The following is a 22,091-nucleotide window of genomic DNA, read 5'->3' as shown; positions in this document are numbered from 1 at the left end:
GTCGCCACGATCGTCACGCCCGCGCCCCGATGACCCCAGCCGCCGCCTCGACCACAGGACTCATCCTCACCGGCGGCGGCGCACGCGCCGCCTACCAGGCGGGCGTGCTGAGCGCGGTGGCGCAGCTTCAGGCGCGCCACGCGGCCGATACGGCCAACCCCTTCCACGTCATCGCCGGCACCTCGGCCGGCGCGATCAACGCCGGCGCGCTGGCCGCTGGCGCAGACGACTTCCAGCGCGCCGTCGCCACGCTCGAGGCCGTGTGGGCCGGCATGCACGCACACGACGTCTACCGTGCCGACGCCTGGGGCGTGGCGCGCTCGGGCGCACGCTGGCTCAGCCTGTTCTCGCTCGGCTGGGCCTTCGCGCGCTGGAAGCGCGCGCGCCCGCGCTCGCTGCTCGACAACAACCCTCTGGCCGAGCTGCTGCGCGACTGGGTGCCCTTGCAGCGCCTGCCGGCGCTGATGGAAGGCGGCCACCTGCGCGCGCTGGCGATCACCGCGTCGAGCTACAGCAGTGGCGAGCACGTGACCTTCTACGACGCGATGGACGACATCGCGCCGTGGACGCGCTCGCAGCGCATCGCGGTGCGCAGCCCGATCACGCACGAGCACCTGCTGGCCTCGTCGGCGATTCCCTTCGTGTTCCCCGCGATGCCGCTGGCGCTGCATGAGCGCACGGAATACTTCGGCGACGGCTCGATGCGCCAGGCCGCGCCGATCTCGCCTGCCGTGCACCTGGGCGCGCAGCGCATACTCGTCATCGGCGCGGGCCGGCTGACCGAGCCGCCGGGCGTGCGCGACGCGACGCTCGGCTATCCGAGCCTTGCCCAGATTGCCGGGCATGCGCTGTCCAACATCTTCCTCGACGCGTTGGCGGTCGACATTGAACGGCTGCGGCGCATCAACCACACCCTGAGCCTGCTGCCGCCGCAGGCTCGGGCGCAGACCTCGCTGCGCCCGCTCGACGTGCTGGTGATCGCGCCGAGCCAGCGGCTCGACGATCTGGCCGCCCGCCATGTGCAGGCGCTGCCGCCGTCGGTGCGCGCGATGCTGCGCGCGATCGGCGTTGCGCCGGCGACCGCGGGGCCTGGGCCATCAGCCACCAGCGGCGCGGCGCTCGCGAGCTACTTGCTGTTCGAGCAGGACTACACCCGCGAGCTGATCGCGCTCGGCGCGAGCGACACCCTCGCGCGCGCCGACGAGGTGTGCCGCTTCTTCGACTGGGGCGAGCCGGGCGCCGCTCAGCGCGAGGCCTTGCGGGCGGGCGCTTCGGCGGCCGCGGCGTAAGGCTTGCCGTTGACCGTGAGGCCTTCACCGGACAGGCGCTTCGCGCTCGCCGGGCCGACGCCGCGCACGCGCTCGGCGAGGTCGGCCCAGTCGGCGAAGGGGCGCTTGCTGCGCTCTTCGATCAGCCGAGCCGACAGCGAGGTGCCGATGCCACGCACCTTCTCGAGCTCGGCTTGCGGTGCGGTGTTGACCTCGGTGGCGCCGGCCATCGAGCAGGCAGCGACGATCGCGGCGCCCAGCAAGCGGCGAAGCCAGCCGCTGACGATGGCGAGTCGGTTGGGGGTGACGTTCATGGTGCCTCCCTGGCAGTGGTTGAAGTGGAAGGCCAGTCTAGGCAGCAGTCTCGCGGCCTCGATTCGCTCCGATGGGGGTGCGCGCACCCGTGTCGATTAGCATCCGTGCTTTCGCGGCCGCGCGCCGCATCCCAATCCGATGCCGCCAGGCAGCATGACGTCCAAGCAGATCATTTGCGTGAAGTGGGGCACCCACTACGGACCGGAGTACGTCAACCGTCTCTACGGCATGGCGCGCCGGCACACCACGGGGCCGCTTCGCCTCGTGTGCCTGACCGACGACCGCAACGGTATCCGCCCGGAGGTCGAATGCGTCGACCTGCCCGAGCTCGGTTGCGAGCATCCCAAGAACACGCGCGGCAAGTGGCGCAAGGTCGTGCTGTGGGGCCGCGACGTCGCGGGCCTGAGCGGGCCCGCGCTGTTCATCGACCTCGATTCGGTCATCGTCGGCTCGCTCGACGGCTACTTCGAGTACGGCGAGCCGAACGACGTGATCCTCGCGCGCAACTGGGCCAAGCCGCTGCAGCGACTTGGCCAGACCTCGGTGTTCCGCTTCCCGGTCGGCGGCAACCCGCAGATCCTCGACAACTTCCGCGCCGACCCGCAGGGCGTGGCCGACAAGTTCCGCTTCGAGCAGCACTACATCACCGGCTCGGTGCCCGGCGGCATCAAGCTCTGGCCCGAGGCCTGGACGCGCCACTTCCGCCTGCACTGCCTGCCGGCCTTCCCGCTGCGCTATTTCGTGCCGGCGAAGCTGCCCAAGGACGCGCGCATCGTCACCTTCCCGGGCGGCCCGAACCCCGACGACATCGTGCTCGGCCGCTGGAACGATCGCGAGGCCCCGCACCCCGGGCGCTGGCAGCACGTCAAGGCGGCATTCGGCAACGGCCCGCGCGTGGCCGACGGCGCCTGGCAGCACCTGCAGCGCTTCGTGCTGCCGGTGCCCTGGATCGCCGAGAACTGGCGCGACTGAGGATGACTTCGGACCGAGGCATGACGGCACCCGTCAACGTCATCTGCATGAAGTGGGGCTCGATGTACGGGCCCGAGTACGTGAACCACCTGCGCGCGTCGGTGAAGCGCCATCTCGCGCGGCCGCACCGCTTTGTCTGCTTCACCGACGACGGCAACGGCATCTCGTCCGACGTCGAGGTGATGCCGCTGCCCGACCTCGGCCTGCCCGAGGGCCAGCGCGACCTGCGCTGGCGCAAGCTGGCCGTGTTTCGCGAAGACCTGTTCGACTTGAGGGGCACGACGCTCTTCCTCGATCTGGATCTCGTCGTGGTCGATTCGCTGGAGCCGTTCTTCAGCCATCCGGGACGCTTCCTGATCATCCGCGACGACGATCTGTTTCGCAGCAAGCCGCTGCGCAAGATCAACCCGGCGCGCGACCGCTTTCTGCACAGCGTCGGCAACTCGTCGGTGTTTCGCTTCGAGATCGGCCAGCACCGCTACATCCTCGATGCCTACCTCGCCGACCCGAAGGGCGCCGCGGCGCGCTACGAGATCTCTCAGCAGTTCCAGACGGCGCAACTGGCGGCGCATGGCGATCTGTCTTATTGGCCGCGCGGCTGGTGCGTGAGCTTCAAGAACGACTGCGTGCCGCGCGGACTGCCGAGCTGGTGGAGCGACCCCAGCCTGCCGAGCGGTGCGAAGATCGTCGTGTTCGCCGGCGCGCCGAAGATGAGCGAGGTGCTCGCAGGCGGCGGCCACAAGTGGTACCGGCGCATCGGCAATGTCGACTGGCTGCGCGCGGCGTGGCAATGAGCGCCGTGCTGCATCCGCTGCCCAGCCTGTGGGATCGGGCCGCTCATGAGCTGAGCCGCCGTGCGCTGCGCGGTGTCAAGCGCCTGGTGCGGCCGATGTGGATGCGCAGGCTCGCCGAGCGCAACGAGCAATCGCGCGAATCGATCCTCTCGGCCGACGGGCCGGTCGTGTCGCTGACGACGTACGAACCGCGCTGGCCGCAGGTGCACTGGACGATCGAGAGCATCGGCGCCGGCCAGCTCAAACCCTCGCGGCTGATACTGTGGGTGGCACCGTCGGTGCTCGAGCTCGGCACGCCCGCCCCCTTGCAGCGCCTGGTCGCGCGCGGCCTCGAGATCCGCACTTGCGAGGACCTGGGGCCGCACAAGAAGTATTACCCGGCCGTGATGGAGGCCAGCGCCGCGCGCGGCCTCGTCACCGCCGACGACGATGTCATCTATTGGAACGACTGGCTGGCGCAGCTCGCGGCCGCGGCGACCCGGCGGCCCGGCTTCATCCATGCGCACCGTGCGCACGTGATGTCGTTCGAGGGCGATGGGCGGTTTCGTCCCTACGCGCAGTGGCCGGCGTGCCGCTCCACCGCGCCCAGCGCGCTGCACTTCACCACCGGCGTGGGCGGCGTCTGGTATCCGCCCGCGATGCAGGACGCGCTGCGCACCGCGGGCGACGCGTTTCGCGCGAGCTGTCCGCGCGCCGACGATATCTGGCTCAACGCGGTGGCATGGCGCAGCGGCACCAAGGTTTGCCAGACGAGTGTGTTCAGCCGCCTGCTGTTCGAGGTGCCGGGCACGCGTGCGCATGGACTGGCCAAGCACAACGTCGACAGCGGCGGCAACGATCGCCAGCTCGAGGCGACCTATACGCCGCAGGAGCGGCTGGCCTTGCAATCCATCGCGGTCGAGGAATATGGACGCGATCGCTGAAGCGAGCCCTGCGCGCGAACGGCTCGGGAGCGCGTCGATCGGCTTTTGGCCTCGCTCGGCCCAGTCGCAGGTCGCGAGCACACGCATTCGCTGCCTTCAGGTCATGGGCCAACTGCAACGCCAGGGCATGGACGCGACGCTGTTCGAGCCGGGTCAGCGGCCCCCGGGCGTGCTGGTGCTGGGCAAGCGTTACGACGAGGCGTCACTCGCCCAGGCCCGCGAACTGCGGACGCGAGTCGGCACGCGCCTCGTGCTCGACCTGTGCGATGACCATTTCCATGCCGAGGGTGACGAGCCGCGCTGGCGCGAGCGCGCCGATCAGCTGCGGCGTGCGTGCGAGGCCGTCGATCGCGTCGTGGTCGCATCGCCGACGTTGGGCGAATCGGTGCGCCGCGCCTGCGGGGAGTCGACGCCGATCACGGTGATACCGGACGGCCTCGACCTCGATGTCGCGGACCCCGCAGATCGGCGTCGCCACGACGCGATTCATGCGCTGCGGCTGGCGCTGTTCCAGCGCTGGCACCGCGTCGCGCCGGGCCGTCGGTTGCTGTGGTTCGGCAACCACGGCGCGTCCTATGCCGGCAGCGGCATGCAGGATCTCTCGCGCATCGCCCAGGCGTTGGCGGCCCACCATCGCCGCGAGCCTGTGTCGTTGCTGGTGGTCAGCAACCGCTGGCGCACCTACCGCGAGGTCAGCCGCGAATGGCCGTGGCCGTCGCTGTACCTGCCGTGGTCGGGCGCCAATTTCGCGCGCGCGCTGCGCAGCGTCGACATCGCGCTGATCCCGGTGCAGAGCAATCCGTTCACGCGCTGCAAGACCAACAACCGGCTGGCGACCGCCTTCATCAACGGCCTGGCGGTTGCAGCCGACGCGCTTCCCAGCTACGAGGAGTTTCGCGACCTCGCGGTCCTCGACGACTGGGACGCCGGCCTGGCGCAGCTGATGTCCGACGGCGAGAATCGCGCGCGGCGCATCGCCGCCGCGCGCGATCGGCTGCAGGCCCGCTATGCGCCGGCGGTGGTTGCGCGTCGCTGGGCCGACGTGCTCGGCGAGCTCGCGGCGCGCTGACGCGCCGACCTTCGCGATTCCTTCACTGTCTCGTGCCCATGTCCGATACCGCCTTTCGCGCCGCCAACGGCGGCCTGCGCCTGAACCTGGGCTGCGGCTCGAAACCTCTCGACGGCTTTCTCGGCGTCGATCTCGGCGAGCACACCACCGCGCAGGTACGCATGGACGTGCTGGAGTACCTGCGCTCGCTGCCCGCGCATTCGGTCGACGAGGTCTACTCGCGCCACATGCTCGAGCACCTCGACGCACAGGCGCTGCGTGCGCTGCTGGCCGAGATCGATCGCGTGCTGATGCCGGGCGGGCGCATGCGCTTTGTCGTGCCGCATTTCTCCAACCCGTACTTCCATGCCGACCCGACGCACCGCCAGGCGTTTGCGGTGCACACGTTCAGCTACTTGTGCGAGACCACGTGCCTGCCGCGCAAGGTGCCGGCCTACGTGCGCACGCCCGGCTGGCACCTTGCGCGCGTGAAGCTGGGGTTCAGGCCCTATGGCCGCCTGCGCCTGCTGGGCTTGCGCGTGCCGATGCTGTCGGACCTGCTGAATCCGCTCGTCAACCTGAGCCCGCGCACGATCGAGCTGTTCGAGCGCTACTGCGCCGGCGTGCTTTCGATCTACGAGCTGACCTACTGGATCGAAAAGCGCGCTTGAGGCTCGCCGCCTGCGCCGCGCCACGGCGAGATGCGCAAGGCCTCGAGCAGCGCCGGATCCCAGCTGTCGCCGGCATTGGAGGCGTGCAGCAACGCCTCGACGCGCGCATTCGGCATCAGCAGCGCGGCGGTGAGCAGGCTGGTGCTCATTCCGCCGATGACCCGCACCGGGCGTTCGCGCCACAGCAGGTAGATGCATTCGGCCGGCAGGCCTCGCGGAACCTCGGTGCCCAGGCCTTGCGCGAGCAGGCCGAGCGGATCGGGCGCGACCTCGCGCGGGTGGTGCTTCACGTAGAGCCTGGCGCCGCTCGCCGCGAGAGCCGCGGCGCAGGTGCGCAGCCGCTCGACGTAGTCGGGATTGCGCTGTGCATAGCTCGAGTGGCTGAGCGTCAGCAAGGCGCTGTTATCGGGCACGTTCGACGGATCGAATCCGGCGCGCGCGCAGTAGTCGTTCGCGAAGCGGCGGATCGACGGCGCATTGAGCGCGGCGCCGGGCAGCGCGCGCACGCGCGGCCCGGCCAGCTCCCGGCGCAACAGCGCGGGGTGCAAGGCGTGGTACTCCTGCACCAGCGGGTGCGTGCCCAGCACGCGCACGTCGGCCCAGCCGGCGCCCATGCGCAGTCGCTGACGCCAACGGACCCACCAGCCGTGGGGCCGGTACGTGAAGCCGGTGTAGGCGAGGGCGCCGTCCTCGGCGCAGCGCCTCGTGGCGTGCGCAAAGCGCTTCGCTGCTTCGATCAGCAGGGTCTGGCCGGCTTCCTCGCGATCGTTGAAGACGGTGACCGACAGCGGCTGCGCCTCGGCCAGCGCGCGGCTCAGATCCCGGCGCACCTGCGCAGCCGACCGTGCGCCGCGCGGCTCGATGAAGACGACCCGATCGACCGGCGGATCGGCCCACGATGCGACGACTTGCGCATGCAGCGCGGGATCGAGCATGTCGGGCAGGAAGATGATGCGGCTCGTCGCGCGCGGGCCGTCGCGCAGCGACTCGGCCATGGCCGCGCTGAGCAGAAACTGCAGGCTGCTGCGCGCGAGGAAGACGTGGCGCCCCGGCGCCGTGCCGAGGCTCACGCGGCGACGCGCCGATACCCGGCCTGCGCGACCTTGTCGAACACGTCGGGCCGCACGTCATGCGCGGCGATGGCGTCGCGCAGGAAGCGCTCGGTCACGGTGCCGTTCTCGAGGCATTCCTTCAGCAACTCGAAGAAGAACGCCTCCTGGCGCTCGTCGGGGTGCGGCTGGTAGCGCCGCCGCGCGCCGATCAGGCCGCGGTCGCGCAGCCAGCGGCGCAGCTGGCCGCCGAGGCCTTGGAAATTCATGTTGAAGTCGATCGGCAGCCCGGTCTTCCATGGCTGCGTCAGGCGTTCGGTCATGTGAAGCAGACGCGTCTCGGGTTCGAGCTTGTCGAGCGAGTTCCAGACCTCGGGCAGTTCGCCGATCAGGCGCGGGTCTTCGTCGACGAGCTGGATCCAGGGCTTGTAGTCGAGCCGGCCGGCGAACATGGCGTCGATCTGGTCGTCCCAGCGCCAATGTGCGAGACGAGCGCAATCCAGCGCCATCACGCTGGTCGCCCAGCGGCCCTCGCCGCCGCCTTGCGAGGCCGGCAGATTGCGGCACAGCAGGGCCTTGTCGCCGAGATCGCAGCTCAGGAGCTCCCACACGTCGCCCCCGACCGAGAACACGTCGGGATCGGTGACGAGGGCGCGGCCTTCGAAACCCATGATCTGCGGCACCATGCGACGCAGCGGGCTGAACGACTGCAGATCGTCGTTGTGCCACACGGCCAGCTTTCCCATGCGCAGGTACGACTGGCCCTCGCGTCGGTACAGGTGCGGCGTCTCCTCCAGCCGCAGCAGCTTGACGTCGAACCGGTCCGCATGCCGGCTGTGCTTGCGAAACGAGTGAGCCGCGAGCAGCGCGCCGAGCATCTGCTGGTTGTTCGTGTGGATGAAGACGGTGGGCTTGTTCATCGCGCTGTGTCAGTGAAGTTGGCCTACTCGTGCCAGTAGCTGGCGATCCACGGTGCCGGCCGCGCATAGCGCCAGTTGCCGTTGCTGCGTCCGGCGATCGCGTCGGGCGGATTCATCACGCCGTGGAAGATCAGGATGCGCGCGCCCGGCGGCACCGCGGGCTCGCGCCAGAGGTTGGCCGGAAAGCGCGGGATGCAGTGGTACTTCCAGCTTGCGCACCATTCGGCGGGCCAGTACGCGAGCTTGCCCTGGCGATGCAGCACGTCGGACAGGTAGGCCTGTTCGTTGCGGAACTGCGCGCGGACCGCGGCGTCGTTGCGGCGAAAGCCTTCCAATACGTCGGCGTGGGCGCCGAGGCGAAAGCGGTAGACCGACGAGTTGCCGGTCACGCGCCACGGCCGCTTCCAGTCGTGGATGATGAGGAACTCGCCGGGGTGCTCGAAGAAGGCGTCGAGCGAGCCGGTGACGACCACGTCGACGTCGAGGAACAGCGCGGTGCCGCGCAGGCCGTGCAGGTCGGCCTCGAAAGTGGTGAGCTTCTTCCAGCCGCGTTCGGGGCTGCCCTCGGGCAGCGCGAGATCGGGAATGGGATGGCATTCCACTTCCGCGCGCAGGCCGGTGGCGTCATCGGTCAGGCACACGAAACGGAAGTCGCCGCTCAGGTGGCGGCGCACCATCGCGTAGAGCCGGTTGACGTACTCGGGTCCGTACTTCGTGCCCCACTTCATGCACAGGACGATGCGATCGGCGTCGGCGCTGGCCATCAAGCGTCCTCGATCAGGCTGGGTGGGTAGCTGTCCCAGCTGTGGCAGCCCGGGCACTGCCAGAAGTAGTGCTGGGCCTCGAATCCGCAGGCCGCGCATCGGTAGCGCTGCTGCGGCTTGGCGCGCTGCGCGACGACCTGGGCGAGCCGTTCGCTGTCGGCACCGGTCAGCGGCACGCCGGCCTTGGCGTGCTCGCCCAGCAATGCGGCGGCGGCCGACAGCGTGGGCTGGTCCTGCAGGTTGTCGCGCAGGCGGGCGAGGCGCGACGCGGCGTCGGTGTCCAGGCGCAGCAGCGCAGCGAGCGTGGACATGCTCGGGCGCCGCTGCTGCAGCGCGGTCAGGCGCGCTCGGGCGTCGTCGACCTCGCCGGCGGCCACGGCGCTGCTGGCGTAGTCGCCCGCCGCCAGGGCAGCGGCCGCGGGATGCAGCGCGAACAGCTCGTTCCAGGCGGCGAGTGCCTGTGCATGCTCGCCGGCACGAGCGAGGCGCTGGCCGGCCAACATCAGAGGACGCGGCGCCTGCGGCGCGGCCGCGCGCGCCTCGGCGAGCGCGGCTTGCGCTTCGTCGGTGCGCTGGCGGGCGTCGGCCTCTTGCGCGATCTCGCACCAGTGGTGGGCAATGCGGGTTGCGAACGAGCCGGCGCCGCTGGCCTCGAGCTTGCGGGCCACCTCGATGGCATTGCGCCAGTCGCGGGAACGCTCATACAGGCCCAGCAACTCGAGCCGCGCGTCGGTGGCGAACGGCGTGCCGTCGAGCGCGCGGAAAGCGGCTTCGGCGCGGTCGAACAGGCCGGCCCTCAGGTAGTCCTGCGCCAGCGCGTGCTGTGCCTTCTGGCGATCGCTCTCGGGCAGGTCGCCGCGCGACAGCAGATGCTGGTGCACGCGCACCGCGCGTTCGTACTCGCCGCGGCGTCGAAACAGGTTGCCCAGCGCGAAGTGCAGGTCGGCGGTGCCGGGGTCTTGCTGCATCGCCTCGATGAAGGCGTCGATCGCCTTGTCCTGCTGCTCGTTGAGCAACAGGTTCAGGCCCTTGTAGTAGGCCTTGGGCGACTCCTGGACCTCGCGCTTCCACTGGCGCAGGTCGAAACGCGCAGCGACGAAGCCGAGGCCGAAGGCGACCATCAGACCCACGAGGCCGATGGCCAGCCAGGGCAGATCAGATTCCATCGCGGGGTGGTTCGTTCAATGGGGCAGGGGAGTCGACGGGCGCGAGTTGCGTGGTGGGCGGCGCCTCGCGCGGCGGCTTCAGCCGGTTGGCGGTGCGGCGGTGGCGCCACCAGCTCGGCACCATCGCCGCGACGCCGACCGCGCAGCCGAGCGCAAACGCGCCAAGCACGATGAAGACCATCGGCGCGCGCCACTGCTGGCCGAAGAACCACTTCACCGAACCTTCGTGCTGGTTGTTCAGAGCGAAGGCGAACAGCGCAAAGAAGATGAGGCCGCGAACGATCCAGGTCAGTGCACGCATGGCGCGGCGATTCTAGGCGCCGGGGCTGCGGATGCAGCGCATTCAGGCGCGCGGCGCCGCGGCGGCTTCTTCTTGCTCCGAGCGCTCGTCGACCGCTTCGCGCAGCGCCTTGCCGGGCTTGAAGTGGGGCACGAGCTTCTCGGGGATGACGACCTGCTCGCCGGAGCGCGGGTTGCGGCCGATGCGCGGTGGGCGGCGGTTGATCGAGAAGCTGCCGAAGCCGCGGATCTCGATGCGGTGGCCGCGCGCGAGGGCGTCGCTCATCGCGTCGAGGATGGTCTTGACCGCGAACTCGGCGTCGCGGTGCGTCAGCTGGCTGAAACGTTCGCCCAGGCGGGCGACGAGATCGGAGCGTGTCATCGCGTGGAGGTGGTCGGCGTCGCGAAGGAGGTTTCGCGAACCCATCGGGTCTGGCGCCGCACGTGCCGTCGGAGACGACGCGGTGGCGCCACAGCCGATGGGCCGTGCCCGCGCGAGGCGGGCACGGCGTTCGGCTTAGCTGTTGCTCTGGTCGAGCTTGGCCTTGAGCAGTGCGCCCAGGCTGGTCGTGCCGGCGTTCTCACGCTCGGACGAGGCCGACAGGCGCTGCATGGCTTCCTGGCTGTCGGCGTTGTCCTTGGCCTTGATCGACAGCTGGATCGAGCGCAGCTTGCGGTCGATGTTGATGATCAGGGCGGTGACTTCGTCGCCTTCCTTCAGCACGTTGCGGGCGTCCTCGACGCGGTCGCGGCTGATCTCCGAAGCGCGCAGGTAGCCCGTGACATCTTCGGTGAGCTGGATCTCGGCGCCGCGCGCGTCGACCGTCTTGACCTTGCCCGTCACCGTCATGCCGCGATCGTTGATCGTGGTGTAGGTGGCGAACGGGTCGCCGTCGAGTTGCTTGATGCCCAGCGAGATGCGCTCGCGCTCGACGTCGATCGCCAGCACCACGGCCTCGACTTCCTGGCCCTTCTTGTAGTTGCGCACCGCAGCTTCGCCCGGCTCGCTCCAAGAGAGGTCCGACAGGTGCACCAGGCCGTCGATGCCCGCGGCCAGGCCGACGAACACGCCGAAGTCGGTGATCGACTTGACCGGGCCCTTGACCTTGTCGCCGCGCTGATGGTTCTGCGCGAACTCGTCCCAGGGGTTCGGCTTGCACTGCTTCATGCCCAGCGAGATGCGACGCTTGTCTTCGTCGATCTCGAGCACCATGACCTCGACCTCGTCGCCCATCGTCACGAGCTTGTTCGGGGCGACGTTCTTGTTGGTCCAGTCCATTTCCGAAACGTGCACCAGGCCTTCGATGCCCGGCTCGATCTCGACGAACGCGCCGTAGTCGGCGATGTTCGTGACCTTGCCGAACAGGCGCGTGCCGTTCGGGTAGCGGCGCGAGACGCCGATCCACGGATCGTCGCCCATCTGCTTGAGGCCCAGCGAGACGCGGTTCTTCTCGGCGTCGAACTTGAGGACCTTGGCGGTCAGTTCCTGGCCGACATGCACCACCTCGCTCGGGTGACGCACGCGGCGCCAGGCCATGTCGGTGATGTGCAGCAGGCCGTCGATGCCGCCGAGGTCGACGAACGCACCGTACTCGGTGATGTTCTTGACCACGCCGTTGACGATGGCGCCTTCGCGCAGCGTCTCGAGCAGCTTGGCGCGCTCTTCGCCCATCGAGGCTTCGACGACGGCGCGGCGCGACAGCACGACGTTGTTGCGCTTGCGGTCGAGCTTGATGACCTTGAACTCGAGGGTCTTGCCTTCGAACGGGGTCAGGTCCTTGACCGGACGGGTGTCGATCAGCGAGCCCGGCAGGAAGGCGCGGATGCCGTTGACCAGCACGGTCAGGCCGCCCTTGACCTTGCCCGACACGGTGCCGGAGACGAAGTCGCCGGAGTCGAGGGCCGTCTCGAGCGAGAGCCACGAGGCCAGGCGCTTGGCCTTGTCGCGCGAGAGGATGGTGTCGCCGTAGCCGTTTTCGATCGCGTCGATCGCGACCGAGACGAAGTCGCCGACCTGGACTTCGAGTCCACCCTGGTCGTTGCGGAATTCGTCGATGGGAACGTAGGCCTCGCTCTTCAGGCCGGCGTTGACGACCACGAAGTTCTGGTCGATGGCCACCACTTCGGCAGTGATGACTTCACCGGTCTTGACGGTGTTGCGCTGCTGCGATTCCTCGAACAGCGCTGCGAAGGATTCCGTGCCCTGGTAGGCGGGGACGTTGAGAGCCATGGGGAGATTTCCAGTGCCGGCTACCGGCCGGCGGCGTGCCGCTTGCGCGGCGGTCAAGTTGTCGAATCCGCTGTCCGCGGCGCCTTGTTGCAGGCGCTGGGCCGACCTGTCGGGCGACAGGCCAGGGGGCAGCGGGCCCAAGTGCCGCTCGGTTTCGCTATCCAGCTCTCGCCATCTAGCCATTACCGAACGGCTGCACAGCTTCCCACCAAGCCAGCACCTGCTCGACCGAAGCTTCGATCGAGAGCGCCGAGTTGTCGAGCAACCGCGCCTCCGGCGCCGGCTTCAAGGGCGCGACGCTGCGGGTGCGATCCCGCTCGTCGCGCGCCTCCAAATCGGCGCGAAGACTGTCAAATGTAGTCGAAATTCCCTTTGAAATCAACTGCTTATGACGCCGCTGCGCGCGCTCCGCGGCGCTCGCGGTGAGGAATACCTTCAGATCGGCATCCGGAAAGATCACCGTACCCATGTCGCGGCCGTCGGTCACCAGCCCGGGCGCGGCGCGAAAACCGTGCTGCAGCTCGACCAGCGCGGTGCGCACGGCGGCGAACGAGGAGATCTGCGAGGCGAGGTTGCCAACGGCCTCGTCGCGCAGCGCGTCGCTGACATCCTCGCCGGCAAGAAGCGCGCGCTGTTCGACGAAGCGGATCGGCAGCGTGCGCGCCAGCGCCGCGACGCCCGCCTCGTCGGCGGGCGAGGTGCCGCTGCGCAGCACGGCCAGCGCGGTGGCGCGGTAGAGCGCGCCGGAGTCGAGGTGGTGGTAGCCCAGGCGCAGCGCGACCTCGCTGCCCAGCGTGCCCTTGCCGGAGGCGGTGGGGCCGTCGATGGTGATCACGGGCACGTCGGCGGTGCGGGCGCGTGCGACGGCGAAGAAGTCGTCGAAGTAGCCGGGATAGGTCTTGGCGACGCAGCCGGGATCGAGCACGCGCACGGGCACGGCGCCGCCGGCCGGCGGATTGAAGGCCGCCAGCGATGCGCACATCGCCATGCGGTGGTCGTCATAGGTGCGCATTGCCGCGGGACGCCAGGCCGTAGGCGGCGTGACCTCGATGAAGTCGGCGCCCTCGACGACGGCCGCGCCGAGCTTGCGCAGCTCGGTGGCCATCGCGGCGATGCGGTCGGTTTCCTTGACTCGCCAGCTGGCGATGTTGGTCAGGCGGCTGGGGCCGTCGGCATAGAGCGCCATCACGGCCAGTGTCATTGCCGCGTCGGGGATGTGGTTGCAGTCGAGCGTGATCGCACGCAGCGGCCAGGTGCCGCGGCGCACCTCGAGCCAGTTCGGCCCGGACGTGACCTGAGCGCCCATCGCGCGCGCGGCCTCGACGAAGCGGATGTCGCCCTGGATCGACGCGGCGCCGACGCCTTCGATGCGCAGCGGCGCATCGGTTGCCGCGATCGCGCCAATGCCGATGAAGTACGACGCCGACGACGCGTCGCCCTCGACGTGCAGCTCGCCCGGCGTGCGATAGGCGCTGCCGGCGGGGATGGTGAAGCGCTGCCAGCCGTCGCGCGTCACCGCGATGCCGAAGCGCGCCAGCAGGTTCAGCGTGATCTCGACATAGGGCTTGGAGATCAGCTCGCCATCGACCTCGATCGTCACGTCCTGTTCGACGGCCACCAGCGGCAGCGCGAGCAGCAGCGCGGTCAGGAACTGGCTGGAAACGTCGCCGCGCACGCGCACCGGCGCCACGAGCGCAAGCCGCCCGTTGGCCGCACCGTGCAGGCGCAGCGGCGGATAGCCCTCGTTGCCGAGGCAGTCGATGCTGCAGCCCAGGCCACGCAGCGCGTCGACGAGGTCGCCGATCGGCCGCTCGTGCATGCGTGCGATGCCCGAGAGCTCGAAGTCCCCGCCCTGCGTGGCGGCGAGCAGCGCCAGCGCGGCGGTGAGCGGACGCATGGCCGTGCCGGCATTGCCGAGAAAGAGCCGTGCCTGGCGCACGGCGAGCCGCCCGCCCAGGCCGGTCACGGCAATCTGCGTTGGCCCGAGTCTTTCGATGCTGCAGCCCAGCGCGGTCAGCGCGTCGAGCATCACGCGTGTGTCGTCGGAGTCCAGCAGGTCGTGAACGACGGTGCGGCCCTCGGCCAGGCCGGCCAGCAGGAGCACGCGGTTGGAAATGCTCTTGGAGCCCGGCAGGCGCACCGTGCCGGCGGCGCCCACCAGCGGCGGCAGGTCGAGAAAGGCGGGGCGGCGCGCCGCGGCGCCAGATTCAGCGGACATCGGTACGACGGGAACGAGATCGGTCAGCGGTTGCCGCCGGCCTTGGGTTGCTGCATCTGCCAGCTGGCGCGCGCGGAAGCGGCGTCGCGGATCAGGCCCTCGAGCGCCTCGCTGTTGCCCTGCTTCATCACGTGCTCGAGCGCATCGAGCGTATGGCGAAAGCGCTGCGACTGCTTGAGGATCTCTTCGCGGTTGCTCATCAGCACGTCGCGCCAGACCGTCGGGTCGCTCGCGGCGATGCGCGTGAAGTCGCGAAAGCCCGGCCCGGCGAGCGAAAGGAAGTCGCGGCCCGCCGGCTGCTTGGCCACCGCCGAGAAGAACGCGAACGCCAGCAGGTGGGGCAGGTGGCTCACTGCGGCGAAGGCGGCGTCGTGATTCTCGGCCGACATGCGCAGCACCTGGCAGCCGATCGCGGCCCACACGTCGGTGGCCTTTTGCAGCAGCGTCGGGTCGGTCTGCATCAGCGGCGTGAGGATCACCTGGCGGCCGGCGTAGAGCATGGCGTCGGCATGCTCGATGCCGGCGACCTCCTTGCCTGCGATCGGGTGCGCGGGCACGAAGGCCGGCAGGCGCTCGCGCAGCACGCGGCGCGCCGCGTCGACCACGTCGCGCTTGGTGGAACCGACGTCCATGAACAGCACGCCCGGCTCGACGAGATGGCGGATCGCCTTGAAGGTGGCCTCGGTGGCGGCCACCGGCACGGCGATCAGCACGATGTCGGAGCCAGCCACGGCCAGCAGCGCCGATTCCGCCGCCACGTCGATCACGCCCAGCTGCTTGGCTCTTTCGGTCGTCGTCGGCGACTTGCTGTAGCCGATCACGCGCTTGACGAGGCCGGCGCGCTTGAGCGCGAGCGCGAACGAGCCGCCCATCAAGCCGCATCCGATGACGCCGAGCTGGTTGAACATGGTGCGGTTCAGTGGGTATCGAGAGGGTAGGTGCCCAGCAGCTTGAAGAAGCTGCAGACGCCGCGCAGCTCGGCGAGCGCGGCGCTGACGCTGGGCTGGTCGGGGTGGCCTTGCAGGTCGATGTAGAAGTAGTACTCCCACTGGTCGGCACTGCGCGCGGGGCGGGACTCGAAGCGCGTCATCGACACGCCATGCTCCTTCAGCGGCACCAGCATGTCGTGGACGGCGCCAGGGCGGTTGGTCACCGAGACCACCAGGCTGGTGCAGTCGTGACCGCTGGCGCGCGGCTGCGGATGGCGATCGGGGTGGGTCACGATCGCGAAGCGCGTGCGGTTGTGCGGGTCGTCCTGAATCGCCGGCGAGACGACGTGCAGGCCGTACTCGCTGCCGGCACGCTCGCTGGCCACCGCGGCCAGGGCCGGGTCGGCGGCGGCCATGCGCGCGCCTTCGGCATTGCTGGAAACCGGCCGGCGTTCGACGTCGGGCAGGTGGTAGCTCAGCCAGCCGTGGCACTGCGCGAGCGCTTGCGGATGCGCGACCACGGCCTTGATGCCGGCCAGCGAGTTCTCGCGGCGCAGCAGGTTGTGGCGCACGAACAGGCTGGTCTCGCCGATGATGAACAGCGGCGTGGTGAGGAACAGGTCGAGCGAGCGCGCGACCACGCCCTCGGTGGAGTTCTCGACCGGCACGACGCCGAAATCGGCCGCGCCGGCGGTGGTGGTGCGAAACACCTCGTCGATGCTGGCGCAGGGCACGCGCACGATCGAGCTGCCGAAGAAGCCCAGCGCCGCCAGTTCGCTGAAGGTGCCGGCCGGGCCGAGGTAGGCCACGCGGGTCGGCGTCTCGAGCGCGCGGCAGGCGCTCATGATCTCGCGCCAGATCGGCGCGACGCTGTCGGTGCCCAGCGGCCCGGGGTTGTCGGCCTTGAGGCCGTCGATCACCTGGGCTTCGCGCTCGGGGCGAAAGACGACGGAGCCTTCCTTCTTCTTGATCTCGCCGACTTCCTTGGCCAGCGTCGCACGTCGGTTCAGCAGCGCAAGCAGCTCGCGGTCGACCGCGTCGATGCGCTGGCGAAGCGCGGCGAGCGCCGGGTCGACGCCGGGCTCGGCCGAAGGCGTAACGGGGGTGGTGTCCTGCGGCTCAGCCATGGCGTGCCGCAAATTCTCGCATGTGGGTCACGAGCGCCTGCACGCCTTCGAGCGGCATCGCGTTGTAGATCGACGCGCGCATGCCGCCCACGCTCTTGTGTCCCTTGAGCTGCACCAGGCCACGCTCATTCGCCTCGGCGAGGAAGGCGTCGTTGAGGCGCTCGTCCTTGAGGAAGAAGGGCACGTTCATCCGCGAGCGCGCGCCGGGCGCCACGCGGTTGACGTACCAGCCGCCGGAGGCGTCGATCGCCTCGTACAGCAGCCTGGCTTTGGCGATGTTGCGCTGCTCGAGCGCTGCGACGCCGCCTTGATCGGCGATCCAGTCGAACACAAGGCCGGCGATGTAGATCGCCCAGGTCGGTGGCGTGTTGTACATCGAGCCGTTGGCCGCGACGGTCGCGTAGTCGAAGGCACTCGGGCACACCGGCAGCGCGTGGCCGAGCAGGTCCTCGCGCACGATCACCAGCGTGAGGCCCGACGGGCCGATGTTCTTCTGCGCGCCGCCGTAGGCCAGGCCGACGCGCGACCAGTCGATCGCCCGCGACAAAATGTGCGAGGAGCAGTCGATCACCAGCGGCGCGTCGCTGCCCAGCGCCTTCAGGTCCGGCAGCTCGTGTGTCTCGAGGCCGTTGATCGTCTCGTTGCTGCACAGGTGCACGTAGGCGGCGTCCGGGCTCAGGCGCCACTGCGCCGGCGGCACCAGCGCCGTGTGGTTGCGCTCGCCGGGCGCCTCGTTGCTGGCGACGACGCGGGCTTCGCAGTAGCGCTGCGCTTCCTTGTGCGTCTTGATCGACCACAGGCCGGTGATCACGTGATCGGTCACGCCGCCGCGCGAGAGGTTCAGGGGCACGATCGCGTTCTCGGCGATCGCGCCACCTTGCATGAACAGCACCTTGAACGACGACGGGATCGCGAGCAGCTCGCGCAGCCTGGCTTCGGCATGGGCCAGGATCTCGCCGAACTCGCGGCCGCGATGGCTCATCTCCATCACGCCCATGCCGCTGCCGTGCCAGTCGAGCATCTCGGCGGCGGCGCGGGACAGCACGGGTTCGGGCAGGGCCGCCGGGCCGGCCGAGAAGTTGTAGACGCGCGTCATCGCTTCATGCCTCGAAAGGCTTCAGGGCTTGCTGGCGGCCGGGGCTGCGGGCCGGGGGGGCGGAGGCTTCAGGCCACTGCCGGCAGCGCCGTTGCCACCCGCGCCGCTGGCAGCGCCCGGTTGCGCCGGCACGCCGAGCAGCTTGGCCATCGTGGCCTGCAACGCGCGTGCCTTGCCCTCGACGGCCGGCGACATGTCGGCCACGAGCTTCTGCTGCAGCCCCTGGTCGACCTGCGGCTGCACCTGCTGCATCTTCTTGTAGGCCGCAGACTCGTAGAAGGTGACGATCTGGCGCAGCTCGTCTTCGGTGTACTTCTCCTCGAGCGCCGGCAGTACCTGCGACTGCGCCAGTTCCTGCGCGCGCTTGCGCACCGCGGGCGTGGCGTCGTCGACGTACTTGCGCGCCTCGTCCTGCAACTGCTTGGCCACGGCCTCGCGCTTGTCGGCGGCGACCTGGTTGCGCAGCACCGGTTCGGCCGAGGCGAGCAGCTGGCGCGCCGGACCTTCGACCAAGCTGCGCGACAGTGCATCGAAGCCCGGCTGCTGCAGGGCCAGCAGGCGCTTGGCGAGTTCGCGCTTGGCGGGGCTCGAGCCGGCCGGCGCGGAGGCGGCCGAGGCGGCGGTCTGGGCCTGCGCCGCGGCAAGGCCCAGCGCGAGCGCGAGCGCCACCGCGACGCGGCGGGCGAGGAAACGGTCAGGGGTCATCAGGCTTGCTCTTCGGTTTCGTCGTCGCCGCCGGCATCGTTCTCGACGATGCGCTGAAGGCCGATCAACTGCGCGCCGGCGTCGAGCGCGATCAGCGTGACGCCTTGGGTGGCGCGGCCGAGCTCGCGGATCTCTGAGACGCGGGTGCGCACCAGCACGCCCTTGTCGGTGATCAGCATGATCTCGTCGTTGGCGCGCACCAGCGTGGCCGCGACGACCTTGCCGTTGCGCTCGCTTTGCTGGATGGCGATCATGCCCTTGGTGCCGCGGCCGTGGCGTGTGTACTCGACGATCGAGGTGCGCTTGCCGTAGCCGTTCTCGGTGGCGGTCAGCACGCTTTGCGTCTCGTCCTCGGCGACCAGCATCGCGATCAGGCTCTGGCCTTCCTCGAGCATCATGCCGCGCACGCCGCGCGCGGTGCGGCCCATCGGGCGCACGTCGTCCTCGTCGAAGCGCACCGCCTTGCCGCCGTCGGAGAACAGCATCACGTCGTGGTGGCCGTCGGTGAGCGCCGCGCCGATCAGGAAGTCACCCTCGTCGAGGTCGACCGCGATGATGCCGGCCTTGCGCGGGTTGCTGAACTCGTCGAGCGATGTCTTCTTGACCGTGCCCTGGGCGGTGGCCATGAAGATGTAGTGATCGGCCGGGAAGCTGCGGAACTCGCCCGTCAGCGGCAGCACGACGGTGATCTTCTCTTCCGGCTGCAGCGGGAACATGTTGACGATCGGCTTGCCGCGTGCCGCGCGCCCGCCTTGCGGCACCTCCCAGACCTTGAGCCAGTAGACGCGCCCGCGGTTGCTGAAGCACAGGATCCAGTCGTGCGTGTTGGCGATGAAGAGCTGGTCGATCCAGTCGTCTTCCTTCGTCGTCGTGGCCTGCTTGCCGCGACCGCCGCGCCGCTGCGCGCGGTACTCGGCCAGCGGCTGGCTCTTGATGTAGCCAGAGTGGCTGAGCGTGACGACCATGTCGGTCGGCGTGATCAGGTCCTCGGTGCCGAGCTCCTGCACGTTGTGCTCGACCACGCTGCGGCGCGCGCCGAGCTTGGTCTGCCCGAACTCGGTCTTCAGCGCCGTGAGTTCACCGCTGATGATCGCGGTCACGCGGGCCGGCTTGGCGAGGATGTCCAGCAGATCGGCGATCTGCGCCATCACTTCCTTGTACTCGCCGATGATCTTGTCCTGCTCCAGGCCGGTGAGGCGCTGCAGGCGCATCTGCAGGATCTCCTGCGCCTGGTCGTCGGACAGGCGGTACAGGCCGTCCGGCTGCATGCCGTAGTGGGCCGGCAGGCCCTCGGGGCGGTAGGCTTCGCGGCCGCCCGGCGTGTCGCCCTCGGCGCGCGTGAGCATCTCGCGCACCAGCGACGAATCCCAGCTCTTGGCCATCAGCGCCGTCTTGGCCACCGGCGGCGTCGGCGAGTTCTTGATGATCTCGATGAACTCGTCGATGTTGGCTAGCGCCACGGCCAGGCCCTCGAGCACGTGGCCGCGCTCGCGCGCCTTGCGCAGTTCGAACACGGTGCGCCGCGTGACCACTTCGCGGCGATGCTCGAGGAAGTACTCGATCAGCTGCTTGAGGTTGCACAGCTTTGGCTGACCGTCGATCAGCGCAACCATGTTGATGCCGAAGCTGTCTTGCAGCTGGGTCTGCTTGTATAGGTTGTTCAGCACAACCTCGGGCACCTCGCCGCGCTTGAGCTCGATCACCACGCGCATGCCGGACTTGTCGGACTCGTCCTGGATGTGGCTGATGCCCTCGAGCTTCTTCTCGTGGACGAGCTCGGCAATGCGCTCGAGCAGCGTCTTCTTGTTCACCTGGTAGGGGATCTCGTCGACGATGATCGCCGTGCGCGCGCCCTTGTCGATCTCCTCGAAGTGGCACTTCGCGCGCATCACGACCTTGCCGCGGCCGGTGCGGTAGCCCTCGCGCACGCCGTTGAGGCCGTAGATGATCCCGGCGGTGGGGAAGTCCGGCGCCGGAATGATCTCCATCAACTCGTCGATCGATGCCTCGGGGTGCTTGAGCATGTGCAAGCAGGCGTCGACCACTTCGTTGAGGTTGTGCGGCGGAATGTTGGTCGCCATGCCGACCGCGATGCCCGCACTTCCGTTGACGAGCAGATTCGGCAGGCGCGTCGGCAGCACCAGCGGCTCCTTCTCGGAGCCGTCGTAGTTGGGACCGAAATCGACGGTTTCCTTGTCGATGTCGGCCAGCATTTCGTGGGCGATCTTCGACAGGCGGATTTCGGTGTAGCGCATTGCCGCGGCGTTGTCGCCGTCGACCGAGCCGAAATTGCCTTGGCCATCGACCAGCATGTGGCGCAAGCTGAAGTCTTGCGCCATGCGCACGATCGTGTCGTAGACCGCCGAGTCGCCGTGCGGGTGGTATTTACCGATCACGTCGCCGACGATGCGCGCCGACTTCTTGTAGGGCCGGTTCCAGTCGTTGTTGAGTTCGTGCATCGCGTAGAGCACGCGCCGATGCACGGGCTTGAGGCCGTCGCGTGCATCGGGCAGTGCCCGACCGACGATCACGCTCATCGCGTAGTCGAGATAGGACCGCCGCATCTCCTCTTCGAGGCTGATGGGCAGGGTTTCCTTCGCAAATGGGGTCATGACCGGAGCGGGTAAGTCGCATGGATCCCGGGCCTTGGCGGCGCGGGAAATATGTCAAGGCGTCGAGCCGCGGGATTCTATGTGGCCGCGTTGTCGCCACTGAGCAACAGCGTCGGCATCGGGTCGAAGTGTCCTGGGCAAAAGCTTGTCCCGACAATCTCGTGTGGCAGAATGATCCGGTCGGTCCGATGGGTCACGATGTGTTGTGTCGTGGCGCGCGGTTCCGCAGCGCTCATTCCCCATGTCAGGCCGCCTGCAGCTCGGCTGTGGCTTATCCCGAGAGGAGAATCATGAAGAAATTGAACAAGGTGGCGATGCTCTTCGCGACTGCCGCGCTGGCCACCTCGGCGTCCAGTGTGTTCGCCCAGTCGTCCGACAACTGGAAGAACGTGGACGGCAACGTCTGGAAGAACGGCAGCAACGAGCTGTGCTGGCGTGACAACTTCTGGTCGCCCGCCACCGCCGACGAGCGCTGCGACGGTGCTCCGAAGAAGGCTCCCCCGCCGCCGCCGCCGGCTCCCGCCGCTGCTCCGGCGCCCGCTCCGGCCCCGGCTCCGGCCCCGGTGGTTCCGCCGGCTCCGGTGAGCGAGAAGGTCACGTACGCTGCTGACGCGTTCTACGACTTCGACAAGGCCACCCTCAAGCCCGAAGGCAAGGCCAAGCTCGACGACCTGGTCAGCAAGATGCAGGGCATGAACCTGGAAGTCATCATCGCCGTGGGTCACACCGACTCGGTCGGCAACGATGCCTACAACCAGAAGCTGTCGGTGCGCCGCGCCGAATCGGTGAAGGCTTATCTCGAGTCGAAGGGCATCGAGAAGAACCGCATCTACACCGAAGGCAAGGGTGAGAAGCAGCCGGTGGCGGACAACAAGACCGCCGAAGGCCGCGCGAAGAACCGCCGCGTCGAAATCGAAGTGGTCGGCACCCGCACCAAGAAGTAATCCGGTCTTCGGATTCGCGCAGAACCCCGCCTCGGCGGGGTTCTTTGTTTTGTGCGCCAGC

General features: G+C 69.0%; 21 protein-coding genes. 7 read left to right on the top strand and 14 right to left on the bottom strand.

The window, feature by feature from the left end:
- Window positions 1–29 precede the first annotated feature (29 nt).
- Window positions 30–1,289 (top strand): patatin-like phospholipase family protein, encoded by a 1,260-nt coding sequence (locus ACO2TI_RS02705; protein WP_423281900.1) that lies wholly within the window; start codon window positions 30–32, stop codon window positions 1,287–1,289.
- Here the strand turns inward: ACO2TI_RS02705 and ACO2TI_RS02700 are convergent.
- Window positions 1,244–1,582 (bottom strand): ComEA family DNA-binding protein, encoded by a 339-nt coding sequence (locus ACO2TI_RS02700; protein WP_423281899.1) that lies wholly within the window; start codon window positions 1,580–1,582, stop codon window positions 1,244–1,246. The two genes, ACO2TI_RS02705 and ACO2TI_RS02700, sit on opposite strands and share 46 nt — an antisense overlap.
- 154 nt (window positions 1,583–1,736) lie before the next feature.
- On the opposite strand from ACO2TI_RS02700, the gene ACO2TI_RS02695 reads away from it, so the two are divergent.
- The 5 genes from ACO2TI_RS02695 (at window position 1,737) to ACO2TI_RS02675 (ending at window position 5,991) form a co-directional block, all read left to right on the top strand.
- The gene (locus ACO2TI_RS02695) at window positions 1,737–2,555 is read left to right on the top strand and encodes a glycosyl transferase (RefSeq protein ID WP_423281898.1); all 819 of its coding nucleotides are present in this window, start codon (window positions 1,737–1,739) and stop codon (window positions 2,553–2,555) included.
- Window positions 2,556–2,575: 20 nt separating this feature from the next.
- Window positions 2,576–3,349: a glycosyltransferase gene (locus ACO2TI_RS02690; protein WP_423281897.1), complete on the top strand. Its 774-nt coding sequence runs from the start codon at window positions 2,576–2,578 to the stop codon at window positions 3,347–3,349.
- Window positions 3,346–4,272, top strand: coding sequence for a hypothetical protein (locus tag ACO2TI_RS02685; RefSeq protein WP_423281896.1), 927 nt, complete (start codon window positions 3,346–3,348; stop codon window positions 4,270–4,272). Before ACO2TI_RS02690 ends, ACO2TI_RS02685 begins: the two co-directional genes overlap by 4 nt.
- Window positions 4,273–4,375: 103 nt before the next feature.
- Window positions 4,376–5,341: a hypothetical protein gene (locus ACO2TI_RS02680; protein ID WP_423281895.1), complete on the top strand. Its 966-nt coding sequence runs from the start codon at window positions 4,376–4,378 to the stop codon at window positions 5,339–5,341.
- A gap of 38 nt (window positions 5,342–5,379) precedes the next feature.
- A complete protein-coding gene (locus ACO2TI_RS02675; protein ID WP_423281894.1) occupies window positions 5,380–5,991 on the top strand; it encodes a class I SAM-dependent methyltransferase in 612 nt (203 codons plus the stop codon).
- Here the strand turns inward: ACO2TI_RS02675 and ACO2TI_RS02670 are convergent.
- The 13 genes from ACO2TI_RS02670 to gyrA form a co-directional block, all read right to left on the bottom strand.
- Complete coding sequence (locus tag ACO2TI_RS02670) at window positions 5,967–7,061, bottom strand: polysialyltransferase family glycosyltransferase (RefSeq protein ID WP_423281893.1); 1,095 nt, start codon at window positions 7,059–7,061, stop codon at window positions 5,967–5,969. The genes ACO2TI_RS02675 and ACO2TI_RS02670 overlap by 25 nt on opposite strands.
- Window positions 7,058–7,960 (bottom strand): hypothetical protein, encoded by a 903-nt coding sequence (locus ACO2TI_RS02665; RefSeq protein WP_423281892.1) that lies wholly within the window; start codon window positions 7,958–7,960, stop codon window positions 7,058–7,060. Before ACO2TI_RS02665 ends, ACO2TI_RS02670 begins: the two co-directional genes overlap by 4 nt.
- Before the next feature lie 23 nt (window positions 7,961–7,983).
- Entirely contained in the window at window positions 7,984–8,724 is a 741-nt protein-coding gene (locus ACO2TI_RS02660; protein ID WP_423281891.1) for a glycosyltransferase, read from the bottom strand.
- Window positions 8,724–9,890, bottom strand: a complete 1,167-nt coding sequence (lapB, locus tag ACO2TI_RS02655) for a lipopolysaccharide assembly protein LapB (RefSeq protein WP_423281890.1) — start codon at window positions 9,888–9,890, stop codon at window positions 8,724–8,726. Before lapB ends, ACO2TI_RS02660 begins: the two co-directional genes overlap by 1 nt.
- Window positions 9,880–10,191, bottom strand: coding sequence for a LapA family protein (locus tag ACO2TI_RS02650; protein ID WP_423281889.1), 312 nt, complete (start codon window positions 10,189–10,191; stop codon window positions 9,880–9,882). The genes lapB and ACO2TI_RS02650 overlap by 11 nt, the downstream gene beginning before the upstream one ends.
- Before the next feature lie 42 nt (window positions 10,192–10,233).
- Window positions 10,234–10,551 carry an integration host factor subunit beta gene (locus tag ACO2TI_RS02645; RefSeq protein WP_423281888.1) on the bottom strand — a complete coding sequence of 106 codons (318 nt, stop codon included), beginning with the start codon at window positions 10,549–10,551 and terminating at the stop codon, window positions 10,234–10,236.
- Between the two features lie 135 nt (window positions 10,552–10,686).
- Window positions 10,687–12,399, bottom strand: a complete 1,713-nt coding sequence (gene rpsA, locus ACO2TI_RS02640) for a 30S ribosomal protein S1 (RefSeq protein WP_423281887.1) — start codon at window positions 12,397–12,399, stop codon at window positions 10,687–10,689.
- Between the two features lie 175 nt (window positions 12,400–12,574).
- Complete coding sequence (locus tag ACO2TI_RS02635; protein WP_423281886.1) at window positions 12,575–14,617, bottom strand: bifunctional 3-phosphoshikimate 1-carboxyvinyltransferase/cytidylate kinase; 2,043 nt, start codon at window positions 14,615–14,617, stop codon at window positions 12,575–12,577.
- Window positions 14,618–14,640: 23 nt separating this feature from the next.
- Window positions 14,641–15,525 (bottom strand): prephenate dehydrogenase, encoded by an 885-nt coding sequence (locus tag ACO2TI_RS02630; RefSeq protein WP_423281885.1) that lies wholly within the window; start codon window positions 15,523–15,525, stop codon window positions 14,641–14,643.
- Window positions 15,526–15,533: 8 nt separating this feature from the next.
- Window positions 15,534–16,673, bottom strand: coding sequence for a prephenate dehydratase (pheA, locus tag ACO2TI_RS02625; RefSeq protein ID WP_423281884.1), 1,140 nt, complete (start codon window positions 16,671–16,673; stop codon window positions 15,534–15,536).
- The gene (serC, locus tag ACO2TI_RS02620; protein ID WP_423281883.1) at window positions 16,666–17,769 is read right to left on the bottom strand and encodes a 3-phosphoserine/phosphohydroxythreonine transaminase; all 1,104 of its coding nucleotides are present in this window, start codon (window positions 17,767–17,769) and stop codon (window positions 16,666–16,668) included. The genes pheA and serC overlap by 8 nt, the downstream gene beginning before the upstream one ends.
- Before the next feature lie 21 nt (window positions 17,770–17,790).
- Window positions 17,791–18,474 carry a DUF2059 domain-containing protein gene (locus ACO2TI_RS02615; RefSeq protein ID WP_423281882.1) on the bottom strand — a complete coding sequence of 228 codons (684 nt, stop codon included), beginning with the start codon at window positions 18,472–18,474 and terminating at the stop codon, window positions 17,791–17,793.
- Complete coding sequence (gene gyrA / locus ACO2TI_RS02610; protein WP_423281881.1) at window positions 18,474–21,086, bottom strand: DNA gyrase subunit A; 2,613 nt, start codon at window positions 21,084–21,086, stop codon at window positions 18,474–18,476. The genes ACO2TI_RS02615 and gyrA overlap by 1 nt, the downstream gene beginning before the upstream one ends.
- A gap of 290 nt (window positions 21,087–21,376) precedes the next feature.
- Here gyrA and ompA point away from each other — a divergent pair, with 290 nt between their 5' ends.
- Window positions 21,377–22,030, top strand: coding sequence for an outer membrane protein OmpA (gene ompA / locus ACO2TI_RS02605; RefSeq protein WP_423282137.1), 654 nt, complete (start codon window positions 21,377–21,379; stop codon window positions 22,028–22,030).
- The last annotated feature ends 61 nt before the right edge of the window (window positions 22,031–22,091 follow it).

Source organism: Caldimonas sp. KR1-144 (assembly GCF_049446155.1).
Lineage (GTDB): Bacteria > Pseudomonadota > Gammaproteobacteria > Burkholderiales > Burkholderiaceae_C > Rivibacter.
Note: the sequence above shows the minus strand (reverse complement) of the source record. Positions and strands in the feature narration are given on the sequence as shown.